Origin of the sequence: Shewanella insulae (genome assembly GCF_009831655.1) — a bacterium.
GTDB classification, from domain to species: domain Bacteria; phylum Pseudomonadota; class Gammaproteobacteria; order Enterobacterales; family Shewanellaceae; genus Shewanella; species Shewanella insulae.
This window is the reverse complement of sequence record NZ_WRPA01000001.1, coordinates 679,012-691,299: the sequence shown is the minus strand read 5'-3', so window position 1 is coordinate 691,299 and position 12,288 is coordinate 679,012. Positions and strand designations below refer to the sequence as shown.

The window sequence follows — 12,288 nt, the reverse complement described above, 5'->3', positions numbered from 1 at the left end:
ATTAATTGCAAGCTCAGGCGCAAAGGGAGATAGAGGGCAGTGCCCTGTGCAGCGCCATGAGATCTTTGAAGATGAAGCTGGCGCCATGCCGTTCGCTACAGGCTCTATCTTCCCCGAGTAGTACAGATTGCATTCCCGCGCGCTTGGCGGCCTCGACATCATAGTGATGATCGCCCACATAGGCGATCTGTGACGGCGCTATCAGCCACGAATCGGCAAGGGCCAGCAGGCTGCTGGGATCAGGCTTGGCCGGCCCGTCGTCACGACTGTAAAGCAGATCTACCGGCAGGGCGCAGCGCTCTATCTTTAACTCGGCCGCGCGGTGGCTGTTGCGGGTGACTATGGCCGTGGGGATCTGTTGCAGCAATAAAAAATCCAGCAGGGCTAACGCGCCTCTCAGCGCCTTGGCACTTAGTGCATCTAAGTGTTCGGCCCGAGTGATGATGTCATGGGCCTCCTCTGCGTGCGCCTTAGGTAGCTGGCCCACGAAGGCGAGAATATCTTGATCTAACGGGCAGCCGACCGCCTGCTTGAGGGCCTTAAAATCCAAGGAGCTGCTTACCAAGGTGCCGTCGAGATCGAAAATCATCCCTTTGAACATCCTGTCAAAGCTTTGCATGGCGTCTCCTTATGTTAATTGAAGGCGAGGGCAGTTGTTGCTAGAAACACAGTTGCTAGCCTAATAGCTATAAGTATAGCCAGTAGCCGCTTGTCACTCCTGTGACTTTCGATGTTGCGTAGCGTTTCATCCAAGTACCGCTGTTTTTGGTTTGATGCTGGTGATACGGCGCCGAGGGGTTAATGGATCAGTATTGTGCACTTGGCGGAAAAAAATCCCCGCACGTGGCGGGGATATTAGGTTTGGTCATTGACCAATTTGAATGTTTGGGCTTAGGTCGCCGCCTTCATCTCGCGGGTAAACTCACCCAGGGCGCCGAGCAGGGCCTGCTCATCGTCTTGATGAGCTTCGATGATCTTCACCACGGCCGAACCCGAGATGGCGCCCGCCGCGCCCGAGGCGATGGCGGCCTTAACCTGGGCCGGTTCGGCGATGCCAAAGCCTAAAAGGGGCGGCGGCGCGTCGAAGGCCTTGAGCTTGGCCAGGATATCATCCAGCGGCATGCCAGCCTTAGACTCTGTGCCTGTCACCCCAGCGCGGGAGAGCAGATAAGTGTAGCCCTGCCCCTGCTCGGCCACCTGGCGTAGCGTCTCGGCATCGCCATTTGGCGGCGCGATAAAGATAGGTGCTACCTCGTGGGCCTTGGCGGCGGCGATAAAGGGGGCGGCCTCTTCCACCGGCACGTCGGCAATAAGCACTGAATCTACCCCGGCGGCCTTGGCCTTGGCGTAGAAGGCTTCGACGCCGTTGGCATAGACCAGGTTGGCGTACAGCAGCAGACCTATGGGCAGGTCTGGGTACTTGGCGCGCACCGCTGTGATGATCTCGAAACAGCCTGTCGGTGTGGCGCCCGCGGCTAAGGCGCGTAGGTTAGCGCCCTGGATCACGGGGCCATCGGCGAGGGGATCGGAGAAGGGAAAGCCCAATTCCAAGGCGTCGGCGCCGTTATCCACTAGGGTCTCGATGATCTTCAGTGACAATTCCTTGTTGGGATCGCCTATGGTGACGAAAGGCACGAAGGCGCCACGCCCGCTTGCGTTAAGTGCGGCAAATGCTGCCTGGTAACGGTTACTCATTGCCGCTCTCCTCGTTGCTTGTTTGTTGTTTCTCTAGGATATCGGCGACGGTGAAGATATCCTTGTCGCCTCGGCCAGAGAGGTTCACCACAAGTAGGGTCTCCTCGGTGGCGGCCTCGGCCAGCTTGATGGCATAGGCCAGGGCATGGGCTGATTCCAGTGCCGGGATGATCCCCTCACTACGGGCCAGTAGCTGGAAGGCTTCCAGAGCCTCCTCATCCGTGGCCGACTCATAGGTGGCACGGCCGGTCGCCGCCAGATGGGCATGCTGTGGCCCCACAGACGGGAAGTCTAAGCCGGCGGAGATGGAGTAGGACTCCTCAATTTGGCCCTCTCTATCTTGCATCAGCGGCGCCTTCATACCAAAGAAGATCCCCGTCTTGCCGTGTTTGAGTGGCGCGCCATGTTTAGGCGTGTCTATGCCGAGCCCTGCGGGCTCGACACCGATAAGCTTCACCGAAGGTTCCTCGATAAAGTCGGCAAACATGCCGATGGCATTTGAACCGCCGCCGACGCAGGCGATCACCGCATCGGGCAGACGCCCCTCACGCTCTAGGATCTGCGCCTTGGTCTCTTCGCCAATCATGCGCTGGAATTCGCGCACTATGGTGGGAAAGGGATGGGGACCGGCGGCGGTGCCCAGCAGGTAGTGGGCCTTTTCGTAGCTGGCGGACCAGTCGCGCATCGCCTCGTTACAGGCATCTTTCAAGGTGGCAGAGCCTGAGGTGACCGGGATCACCTCGGCGCCCATCAGACGCATGCGGAACACGTTAGGCGATTGACGCTCGACATCTTTGGCGCCCATGTAGACCTTACACTTGAGCCCCAATAGCGCACAGGCCAGGGCCGTGGCGACACCGTGCTGTCCGGCGCCGGTTTCGGCGATGATCTCTTTCTTGCCCATACGCTTGGCCAGCAGGGCCTGACCCAATACCTGGTTGGTCTTGTGGGCGCCGCCATGGAGCAGATCTTCACGCTTGAGGTAGATCTTTACCAGAGGGTTGGGGCTGAGGTTACGGGTCAGCGTCAGCGCGGTCGGTCTGCCGGCGTAGTTTTTCAGCAGATCGGCAAATTCGGCTTGAAAGCTCGGATCGTTCTGCGCATCGACGAAGGCGGCTTCGAGCTGCTTGAGGGCGGGCATCAAAATCTGCGGCACAAACATACCGCCATATTCGCCGAAATAAGGGTCCAGCTTAGTCATCATAAAGCTCTCTCTATCTGGGCGGCGCCGTTTCGGTGCGCCGCAAAACGTTAATATTCTCTAAGGGCGGTAAAGGCTAGCTTGATAAGCTCGGCATCCTTGATGCCGGGTGCCGACTCGAGGCCCGAGTTAAAGTCCAGGCCATAGAAGCCCTGGCGGGCGGCGTCACAAGCGTTGCCTGCATTAAGCCCACCGGCCAACATGGCATCTGCCTTGTGCGGCAGTTGCTGCTGCCAGTTAAAGGCATGGCCCGTGCCGCCAAACTGCACGCCATTTGCCGCCTTGGTCTTGCTGTCGTAGAGCAGGCGATCGGCATTGGTTGGGATGGTTAATGTTTGCGATTCGTCACTATTGCTTTCGCTGTCGACATTAACACTAGCATCCACATCGACGGCAACCGCCTTCCAGATCTGGGGTTGGCAGCCAAGTGCGTCGAGGGCAAGTCTTAGCTGCGCGATATTATATTCGCTCTCGCTGCCGTGAAGCTGCACGGCGAAGAGATTGAGGCGCTTGGCCAGCTCGGCAATGGTGCCCGGCGCTTCGTTTACGAATACGCCGACGAAGTTGAGCGCCTTACCTGTGTTTCGCTGCTGCTTGACCAGGCTTAGTGCCTGCTCTGGGCTGACGTAGCGAGGCGACTTCTTGGCGAAGATAAGTCCGCCATAGAGGGCGCCGGCATCGGCAACATTGCGCACATCTTCGCTGCGGGTCAGGCCGCACACCTTGTTGTGGCCCAGGGTGAGCGCGCGGCAGGCGAGATCCAGATCGGCCTCGGCCATCAGCGAGCTGCCCACCAGGAAGCCATCCACCAAGGGGCTCAGGCGTCTCACCTGCTGCTGAGTGTAGATCCCCGATTCGCTCACAACGACGCGGTCCGCCGGAATGCGTGGCGCGAGCGCCTCTGTGGTCGCCAGATCTGTGGTGAGATCCCTCAGGTTGCGGTTGTTGATCCCTATGATGGCGGCATCCAGCGCGATGGCGCGCTTGAGCTCCTCTTCGTTGCTGACCTCGGTCAGCACATCCAGTTGGTACTGTGCCGCCAGGCTCGCGAGCTGTTGATAGCGCTCATCATCGAGCACGGATAGCATCAGCAGTATGGCATCGGCGCCTTGATGGGCCGCCAGTTTCACTTGATAGGGATCGACGAAGAAATCTTTACATAAGATGGGCTGGCTGACCCGGGCACGTACCTTGGGCAGGTAATCCATGTCACCCTGAAAGAACTGCTCGTCGGTCAGCACCGAGATGGCCGCGGCGTAATGATTGTAGACGTCGGCGATGGCCTCGACGTCGAACGCTTGTCTGATGAGGCCCTTAGAGGGGCTGGCCTTCTTGCACTCGAAGATGAAGCCGGCATTGGGCGCCTTGAGTGCCTGGTACAGGCTACGATCCGATACCTTGGGTGCTAGGGAGGCCTCGGGGAAGCGCTGTTTCAGGGCGGCGATGTGGGCCGGTTTAGTGTCGACGATACGTGTCAGCACATTGCTGCTTGTCTTGGATGCGCCTATTTGATTGTTTACACTCGCTTGCATCAGTTTGTTCCTAGGTTGTCACTTTGGCTCGCGCTAGCAAGCTGCTCGAGTAGGGTATATGCCTTGCCGCTGGCGAGGGTTTGTAGTGCCAGCGCCGTGCCTTGCTGTGGACTGTCACAACAGCCGGACACATAGAGGGCGCAGCCCGCATTGGCGGCTACCGCCTCAGTGTGCGCCAACTCGCCATGGCCTTGCAATATGGCGCGGGTGATTTCGGCGTTTTCGGCAGGACCTGCACCGGCGAGATCGCTTATCTCGGCGTGGCTCAGCCCCAGGGCCTCGGGAGAGAGGTAATATTCGACGATTTCGCCCTGTTTTAGCTCACAGACTAAGGTCTCGCCGTGAACTGCCACTTCATCCAGGCCGCTGCCGTGGACCACCATGGCGCGTTTGACGTCCAGTGCCTTGAGCACGTCGCAGATAGGGCGCACCAGCATAGGATCATAGACGCCCAGCAGCATGTAGTCGGGTCTGGCTGGATTGATCAATGGGCCTAAGACGTTAAACAGGGTGCGGGTCTTCAGCGCCTGACGCACCGGCACCGCGTGGCGCACACCGCCGTGATAGTGGGGCGCGAACAGGAAACAGAGCCCTAAGTTGTCGAGGCAGTCCCTTGCGGTCGCGGGCGCCATGGTGAGATCGATACCAAATTGCGCCAGCAGATCCGACGAGCCAGACTTGCTCGATACACTGCGATTGCCGTGTTTGGCCACCTTGGCACCCGCCGCCGCGGCAACGAAGGCTGAGGTGGTCGAGATGTTGATGGTGTTGTGGCCGTCACCACCTGTGCCGACGATATCCACTATGCCCTGGGTGCGTGTCGCCTCACTGGGAGCGGGAAACGCCTTGGCGGCTTGCAGCAATGCGTCCGCCGCACCGGAGATCTCATCTATGGTTTCGCCGCGCATCTTCATCGCGACCAACATGCCGGCCATGGCCACGGGATCCATCTTGCCTTCGACTATCTCGCTAAACAGCGCCTTGGTCTCTTCACGGTTGATGGTTTGCCCCTGGTAAAGTTTGTCTAAAATCGGCTGTAGTTCACTCATTACTATACTCCTTGGCCGCTGCTTAATTGGGTATCTTGGGTCAGGTAGGTCAATGTCTGGGTCAGCAGTTGGCTGCCGAGTGTGGTCAGGATTGACTCGGGGTGGAATTGAAAGCCCACCGCCTTGACGCTCTTGTGAGAGATGGCCATGGGCATCTCCTCTGTGGTGGCGATCACCTCCAGGCAGTCGGGCACCTGTGTCGCCACCAGGCTGTGGTAGCGGGCCACCGGCAGCGGCGAGGGCAGACCGGCAAAGATCCCCTGACCGTTGTGGATAGTCGGACTGGCCTTGCCATGGACCACTTGCTTGGCGCGTTCCACCTTGCCGCCGAAGTGTTCGATCATCGCCTGGTGGCCCAAGCAGATCCCCAGCATGGGTACCTTGCCCGCCAACAGATCGATGAGCGCCATCAGGCAGCCCGCCTCATGGGGCGCTCCCGGGCCTGGTGATAACACCAGCGCCGCCTTGCCTTGCTCTTGCAATAGCTTGCCGGCGATAAACTGGGCATCTAAGTCATTGCGGTAGATCACCACCTCGAAGCCAAGGCTGCGGAACTGATCTACCAGGTTGTAGGTAAAAGAGTCGAAATTATCCAGTAAGTAGAGCTTCATTGTCCGCCTCCCATCTTGATGGCTGATATGACCGCCTGGGCCTTCTGGCGGGTCTCGTCGGCTTCAGCCTGGGGATCTGAGTCGTAGACCACGCCTGCACCGGCTTGAATATGGGCCGTGCCCTCTTTAACGAAGGCCGAGCGGATCACTATGCAGGTATCCATGTCGCCAAGGCCATTGAGATAACCCACGGCGCCACCATAGCTGCCGCGACGTGTCTGCTCGGCGCCGCGAATAAGCTGGGCCGCGCTCACCTTGGGCGCACCGGTAAGGGTGCCCATGTTCATGCAAGCCTGATAGGCGTGCAGGGCATCGAGGTCTGATCTAAGCTGGCCGGTGACCCGGCTGACCAGGTGCATCACGTGGGAGTAGCGATCCACCTTGAGCAGCTCGGCCACCTTGCGGGTACCGCTCTGGCTGATGCGGGCCACGTCGTTGCGGGCCAAGTCAACCAACATCAGGTGTTCGGACAGCTCTTTTTTGTCCAGGCGCAGTTCCAACTCGATGCGGCTGTCGAGATCGAAGTCGATATCGCCATTCGCCGTCTTGCCCCGTTTGCGGGTACCGGCGATGGGGTAGATCTCCACCTGATTGGTGCTGGCTTCATACTTGAGGGCGCTCTCGGGCGAGGCGCCAAACAGGGTAAAGTCATCGCCTCTGAAGTAGAACATGTAGGGGCTGGGATTGGTCTCCCTCAGGGCGCGGTAGGCGCCCAGGGTATTCGGGCAAGGCAGGCTGAAGCTGCGCGAAGGAACTACCTGAAAGATATCGCCGGCGACGATATGAGACTTAAGATCTGTCACTACGGCCTTAAACTCATCATCTGACACATTCACCTTGGCCTCGGTATCCACAGGGCAGAGCGAGGCGATATCGGGAAGGCAGCTACAGGCCTGGTGCAGCTGGGCGACTCGCTCGGCCAATGCCGCCTTAACTTCCGCATTCTGGGTAAAGTCATGGCTGATGATATCGGCGCTGCGCGCTTGGTGATCGACCAGGATCAATGTCTCGGCCAGGTAGAAGAGGTAATCTGGGCAGGTATTGGCGCTCTGGCTCACCTTGGGCAGCGGCTCTACCGTGTCAATAAGATCGAACGCCAATACGCCGCCGAGGAACAGGCTCTCGAACTGGGCATCGTCGCCCATATCGATATGCTTTATCAGGCTGCGCAGGCCATCTAGGGGCGAGGTGGATTTTAACCTGGCATCTTCATCCAACAGTGAGGTATCTCTTTGTAGGACTAGGGTGAGTGCGTTGCCATCGACCTGGGTTTCATCTTCGCCGAAGAAGCGGGCGATGGGGGCCAGCAGGGCCTGACCATTGTCGCTCAGCGCGGTGAAGCTGAGTCGATAACCTTCACAACGTATGGCCAGGGCGGCGTGGGTCATGATGATGCTCTTAAGGTGATCCTTACTGTCGATTTCAGCCGACTCCAGCAACATGGTATGTGCCGCATCTTGCGTCAGGTGCTGATACAGCTGGAGAGGATCATCATGATAGGTGATCCGCTCCTTTATCGTGTTGACGCTGGCCAGAAACTCTTGCCCCATATTTGCGCTCCTACTTGCCGATATTGGACTAACTTGTTTATGCGTTTGGGTTAGTCGTTTATAAATCTATTAATAAAATTAGGCGATTAAATGCAAAAAGCCCGCATCGAGTGCGGGCTTTTTGTTTAAATCTTGTCTCTTTTACATGAGCACAGACATTCACACCACCCGCTAAGTTGGGAAGTGCCACCACCAGTTGATGTTGTTGAATCGCTGTGTCGTCATTTCAGTGTCTATCTCATGCAAAGGTAAAATCTTGTTGATGGCCATATAAAAACATCCCCCCCGTTGCCTTGTCAATTGAATATTTTTCTATTTGGCGTATTTATCATCTTAAGATCACAATCTGCAGCGATTGCCGAGGAGATTTAACGAATCTTATGCAATTTCGTCCAATTTCATCCAATTAGATGTTTCTAATAACAAAGTCGAGTAGAATAAAGGGATGACAGATGAAACGCGTTTAATCGATCTTCACAGCCACACCACGGCATCCGACGGCCAGTTAACCCCGTCAGAATTAGTGGCCAGAGCCCTAGATAATGGGGTACAGATGTTGGCCATTACCGATCACGATACCTTAGCCGGCCTCGAGGAAGCCCACAGCTTCAATGACAGTCAAGCCGAGCCTTTGACCCTGATTAACGGCTGCGAGATCTCTACCCGTTGGCATAACTTCGATATCCATATCGTCGCGCTCAATATCGACCCTGAACATCAGGGGTTGGATGCCTTCCTGAGCCAGCAGCGGGCCTTGCGTGAGGCGCGGGCGATGGAGATAGGCGTGCGCCTGGAGAAGGCCGGGATCAGTGGTGCTTATGAGGGCGCCAAGGCGTTAGCCGAAGGCGCGGCGCTGAGTCGCGGCCATTATGCCCGGTGGTTAGCCGACAATGGTTATGCCCCCAATGCAGCCGCGGTATTCAAGAAGTATCTGGCGCGGGGCAAGACAGGTTATGTGCCGAACAATTGGTCCGATATGGAAACTGCTATCGCCATCATTCATGAGGCGGGCGGCGTCGCCGTGTTGGCACACCCCAGCGGATACAAGTTGTCGGCCAAATGGCTAAAGCGTCTGGTGCGTGAATTTAAGGCCGCAGGTGGCGATGCCATGGAAGTGGTGCTGGGTCAGCAGACCCTGGATGATCGTAATAATTTAATTGCCTTGAGTCGGCTCAATGAACTGCATGCCTCGCTGGGAAGCGATTTTCATTTTCCCGGCAGCTGGCTCGAGTTAGGTAAAAACATGTTCCAACCCCAAGGTGTCGATTGGGTGTGGCAAATGGATAATTGGATGGGAAACCCATGAGTCAATTTTTTTATGTACATGAGGAAAATCCTCAGGTTCGTCTGATTAATCAGGCGGTCAATGTGATCAAGCAGGGCGGGGTGGTGGTCTATCCCACAGACTCAGGTTATGCCCTAGGTTGCCTGTTGGGTGAGAAAGATGCGATGACCCGAATAGTGCGCATTCGTCAGATAGAGAACGATCATAACTTCTCGCTGATGGTGCGTGACCAGTCTGAGCTGGCGACCTATGCTAGGGTGGACAATCAGGCCTACCGCGTGCTGAAGCACAACACACCTGGGCCATACACCTTTATCTTCAAGGCCACCAAAGAGGTGCCTAAGCGCCTGCAAAACCCTAAGAAGAAGACTATCGGTATCCGCGTGCCGGATAATGTGATCGCCCTGGCGCTGCTGGAGGCGCTCGATGCGCCTTTGATGTCTACCAGTCTTATCTTGCCGGGTGAAGAGTTTACCGAGTCAGATCCCGAGCATATTCGTGACATCCTGGAGCATCAGGTGGATGTGATCATTCATGGTGGTTACCTGGGTGAGAAACCCACCACGGTTATCGATCTTTCCGAGGGAGATATCGAGATTCTACGTGAAGGCGCAGGCGATGTTAGCCAGTTTGGCTAAAGCCCTGTCTATTGGCCAAAATTGCAGGTATAATCGCGCGTTTGGTGTCGTTTAGCCTCGCCAGAGTCGAGTGATTATTGGCCGGTTTTGAGTAGGCTTTTCTGCTAGGACAACGAGTAAAGCGGCGTAGGTTTAGATTCAGGCTGGCAAGGTTCTGCCTGGCTACTTGGAGAGTGGATGCAGGGGACTCAACAAAGTTTACCTTTGGCCGTGGTCAGGGGCGAGCCCGTTAAGGAGCTGCCGGCGGATCTCTTTATTCCGCCCGAGGCGCTAGAGGTGTTTCTTGAGTCTTTCGAAGGCCCGCTGGATCTGCTGCTCTATCTGATCCGCAAGCAGAAACTGGATGTGGTCGAGATGGCCATTGCACCTGTTACGGATCAATACCTTGAGTATATTGAGCTGTTGCAAGGGGCGAGGGTGGAACTTGCCGCCGACTATCTGGTGATGGCCGCCACCCTGGCCGAGATCAAGTCGCGCCTCTTGTTACCTAAACCTGAGCTTGAAGAGGAAGATGAGGCCGATCCTCGTGCCCAGTTGATCAGACAGCTTAAGGCCTACGAGGTGATTAAAGACGCGCAGCAAAGGCTAGATGCCTTGCCGCGACTCGAGCGCGATGTGTTTCAGGCCAAGGTGTTGCCGGCGCCGGATATCAAGCCGGTATTAGTGCCGCCGTCGGTTTCCCTGGTTGAGTTGGCCGGGGCATTTGCGGCCGTGTTGAAGCGGGTCGAGGCCACAGAGCATCATCATGTGCAGCGTGAGCAGCTGTCGACACGGGAACGCATGATGCAAATATTGGCTATGCTAGAAGGCAAGTCCTATGTGCCTTTCGAGCAGCTGTTTGATGTTTCTGAGGGGCGAGCGGGCGTGGTAGTGAGCTTTCTTGCGTTGATGGAACTGGTAAAAGAGCTTTTGGTCGATCTTATTCAGGCGCAGCCGCTGTCGACCATACACGTTAGGGCCTATTGATTGTCGAGTAAGAAACTGCAAATAAATCCGGATCAGCTCAAGCAGTTGATTGAAGCCAGTCTGTTTGTGATGGCTAGGACTGTCTCTATCAAACACTTAAATGAGAGTGTGCTGGCAAACTTTAGCGTCTCCCGCGCCAAGGTAAAGGCCGCCATAGAGGAGTTGCAGCAGGATTATCAGGGGCGCGGCATAGAGTTAGTCAAGGTGGCGGGCGGTTATCGTTTTCAGTCTATCGAAACCTTGAGCCCCTATCTGCAGACGCTTTGGCAGGAGAAGGCGCCGAGATATTCTCGGGCGACCCTGGAGACCCTGGCGGTGATTGCCTATCGTCAGCCGGTCACCCGCGCCGATATTGAGTTTGTACGTGGTGTGGCGGTGGGAAGCCACATCATCAAGAGTCTATCCGATAGACACTGGATTAAGATTGTGGGTCATAAAGAGGTGCCGGGGAGGCCCGCGCTCTATGGGACCACAAATGAATTTTTAGCCTATTTTGGCTTGGACAGGATAGCGGACCTTCCTCCCTTATCCGACGCCGAGTCACTAGCGGCGCTGTTTGGTCAAACCCAGGGGGTCGAGTCGACCCCTGACAACACAGCGCCTAAAACCGATGAAGAGTCTACTAATGAGTGAAAAATTGCAGAAAGTCTTGGCCCGTGCAGGCCATGGCTCCCGTCGTGAGATGGAGGCATGGATTGCTGCAGGTCGAGTTAGTATAGACGGTGAAATTGCTAAGCTTGGCGATCGTATCGAGGCCGACGCCAAGGTGCGTATCGATGGCCGTGCGGTATCGATCAAGTCGGAAGACGACTTGGTGTGCCGTGTGATCGCCTACCATAAGCCCGAAGGGGAGATCTGCAGCCGCAAAGATCCCGAAGGGCGCCCGACGGTATTCGACCGTCTGCCAAAGACCCGTGATTCTCGCTGGGTTGCGGTGGGACGTCTGGATATCAACACCTCAGGCCTGTTGCTGTTTACCTCTGACGGTGAGCTGGCTAACCGCCTGATGCACCCGTCTCATGAGGTGGAGCGTGAATACGCCGTACGTACCTTTGGTGAGGTGACCGACGCCTGCATTCAGCGTCTGCGTACGGGTGTGACGTTGGAAGATGGCCCAGCCCATTTTGACAAGGTGAAGCCTGCCGGTGGCGAGGGCATGAATAAATGGTGGCATGTGTCGCTGGCCGAAGGTCGTAACCGTGAGGTTCGCCGCCTTTGGGAATCGCAGGAAGTGCAGGTGAGCCGCCTGATCCGTATTCGCTACGGCATGATAGATCTGCCTAAATCGCTGCCTCGTGGTGGTTGGGTTGAGCTGCCAATTGAGCAGGTGAACTATCTGCGTAAGCTGGCCGGTCTCGAAGAGGAAACGCGCACCCTGTTGGGCACAGATAAACACAGTGTGGCCCGGAGCAAGGTGAAGAGCGCTAAGATCCGCCGCGCCGTGCGTAAGCATAAGACTACAGCCGGTAAGACGCCGCGCCAGAGAAGCTAGATTAAGGCGATTAGTCTATGTATCAAGAAAGCCTTACTCCTTTGAGAGTGAGGCTTTTTTTATGTCTGTATCATTTTTCTACTGCGTTATCGCTCATTGATGTAGTGCACTAGATTGCAATCGCTCTGCCTTGTATAAAAGCGATACAGAATGCTGCAAAAGTTAACGTGAAAGAGCAACAGGTCCTACTCATGTTGGTAGTGGTGCTTGCGCAGAGCCAGTCCTTAGCCATTGGTTATAGACTGTTTTTAAACTCGTCTTGGGTTGAG

Annotated in this window: 12 protein-coding genes; 5 read left to right on the top strand and 7 right to left on the bottom strand. The window is 56.4% G+C overall.

The features are described from left to right. Positions 1-13 precede the first annotated feature (13 nt). From GNT65_RS02945 to GNT65_RS02915, 7 genes are all read right to left on the bottom strand, one after another. On the bottom strand, positions 14-619 hold the full coding sequence (locus GNT65_RS02945) for an HAD family hydrolase (RefSeq protein ID WP_160793602.1): 606 nt from the start codon (positions 617-619) through the stop codon (positions 14-16). A gap of 272 nt (positions 620-891) precedes the next feature. Then, complete coding sequence (gene trpA / locus GNT65_RS02940; protein WP_160793601.1) at positions 892-1,695, bottom strand: tryptophan synthase subunit alpha; 804 nt, start codon at positions 1,693-1,695, stop codon at positions 892-894. Then, on the bottom strand, positions 1,688-2,896 hold the full coding sequence (gene trpB, locus GNT65_RS02935; RefSeq protein WP_160793651.1) for a tryptophan synthase subunit beta: 1,209 nt from the start codon (positions 2,894-2,896) through the stop codon (positions 1,688-1,690). Before trpB ends, trpA begins: the two co-directional genes overlap by 8 nt. A 50-nt stretch (positions 2,897-2,946) precedes the next feature. Next, positions 2,947-4,428, bottom strand: coding sequence for a bifunctional indole-3-glycerol-phosphate synthase TrpC/phosphoribosylanthranilate isomerase TrpF (gene trpCF, locus GNT65_RS02930; protein WP_160793600.1), 1,482 nt, complete (start codon positions 4,426-4,428; stop codon positions 2,947-2,949). Further along, a complete protein-coding gene (gene trpD, locus GNT65_RS02925) occupies positions 4,428-5,477 on the bottom strand; it encodes an anthranilate phosphoribosyltransferase (RefSeq protein ID WP_181006112.1) in 1,050 nt (349 codons plus the stop codon). The genes trpCF and trpD overlap by 1 nt, the downstream gene beginning before the upstream one ends. Before the next feature lie 2 nt (positions 5,478-5,479). Continuing rightward, positions 5,480-6,088 carry an aminodeoxychorismate/anthranilate synthase component II gene (locus GNT65_RS02920; protein ID WP_160793599.1) on the bottom strand — a complete coding sequence of 203 codons (609 nt, stop codon included), beginning with the start codon at positions 6,086-6,088 and terminating at the stop codon, positions 5,480-5,482. Next, the gene (locus GNT65_RS02915) at positions 6,085-7,638 is read right to left on the bottom strand and encodes an anthranilate synthase component 1 (RefSeq protein ID WP_160793598.1); all 1,554 of its coding nucleotides are present in this window, start codon (positions 7,636-7,638) and stop codon (positions 6,085-6,087) included. The genes GNT65_RS02920 and GNT65_RS02915 overlap by 4 nt, the downstream gene beginning before the upstream one ends. A gap of 445 nt (positions 7,639-8,083) precedes the next feature. Here GNT65_RS02915 and rnm point away from each other — a divergent pair, with 445 nt between their 5' ends. From rnm to rluB, 5 genes are all read left to right on the top strand, one after another. Beyond that, positions 8,084-8,944: an RNase RNM gene (gene rnm, locus GNT65_RS02910; RefSeq protein WP_160793597.1), complete on the top strand. Its 861-nt coding sequence runs from the start codon at positions 8,084-8,086 to the stop codon at positions 8,942-8,944. After that, entirely contained in the window at positions 8,941-9,561 is a 621-nt protein-coding gene (locus tag GNT65_RS02905) for an L-threonylcarbamoyladenylate synthase (RefSeq protein ID WP_160793596.1), read from the top strand. Before rnm ends, GNT65_RS02905 begins: the two co-directional genes overlap by 4 nt. A 177-nt stretch (positions 9,562-9,738) precedes the next feature. After that, positions 9,739-10,527 carry a segregation and condensation protein A gene (locus GNT65_RS02900; protein WP_160793595.1) on the top strand — a complete coding sequence of 263 codons (789 nt, stop codon included), beginning with the start codon at positions 9,739-9,741 and terminating at the stop codon, positions 10,525-10,527. A gap of 15 nt (positions 10,528-10,542) precedes the next feature. Beyond that, complete coding sequence (scpB, locus tag GNT65_RS02895) at positions 10,543-11,160, top strand: SMC-Scp complex subunit ScpB (RefSeq protein WP_160793649.1); 618 nt, start codon at positions 10,543-10,545, stop codon at positions 11,158-11,160. Further along, on the top strand, positions 11,153-12,019 hold the full coding sequence (rluB, locus tag GNT65_RS02890) for a 23S rRNA pseudouridine(2605) synthase RluB (protein ID WP_160793594.1): 867 nt from the start codon (positions 11,153-11,155) through the stop codon (positions 12,017-12,019). The genes scpB and rluB overlap by 8 nt, the downstream gene beginning before the upstream one ends. Positions 12,020-12,288 lie beyond the last annotated feature (269 nt).

Coding starts and splice junctions, on each gene's coding strand:
- GNT65_RS02905 (WP_160793596.1), top strand. CDS start 8,941: ATGAGTCAATTTTTTTATGTACATGAGGAAAATCCTCAGGTTCGTCTG.
- rnm (WP_160793597.1), top strand. CDS start 8,084: ATGACAGATGAAACGCGTTTAATCGATCTTCACAGCCACACCACGGCA.
- GNT65_RS02945 (WP_160793602.1), bottom strand. CDS start 619: ATGCAAAGCTTTGACAGGATGTTCAAAGGGATGATTTTCGATCTCGAC.
- GNT65_RS02900 (WP_160793595.1), top strand. CDS start 9,739: ATGCAGGGGACTCAACAAAGTTTACCTTTGGCCGTGGTCAGGGGCGAG.
- GNT65_RS02920 (WP_160793599.1), bottom strand. CDS start 6,088: ATGAAGCTCTACTTACTGGATAATTTCGACTCTTTTACCTACAACCTG.
- rluB (WP_160793594.1), top strand. CDS start 11,153: ATGAGTGAAAAATTGCAGAAAGTCTTGGCCCGTGCAGGCCATGGCTCC.
- GNT65_RS02915 (WP_160793598.1), bottom strand. CDS start 7,638: ATGGGGCAAGAGTTTCTGGCCAGCGTCAACACGATAAAGGAGCGGATC.
- trpCF (WP_160793600.1), bottom strand. CDS start 4,428: ATGCAAGCGAGTGTAAACAATCAAATAGGCGCATCCAAGACAAGCAGC.
- trpB (WP_160793651.1), bottom strand. CDS start 2,896: ATGACTAAGCTGGACCCTTATTTCGGCGAATATGGCGGTATGTTTGTG.
- trpD (WP_181006112.1), bottom strand. CDS start 5,477: ATGAGTGAACTACAGCCGATTTTAGACAAACTTTACCAGGGGCAAACC.
- trpA (WP_160793601.1), bottom strand. CDS start 1,695: ATGAGTAACCGTTACCAGGCAGCATTTGCCGCACTTAACGCAAGCGGG.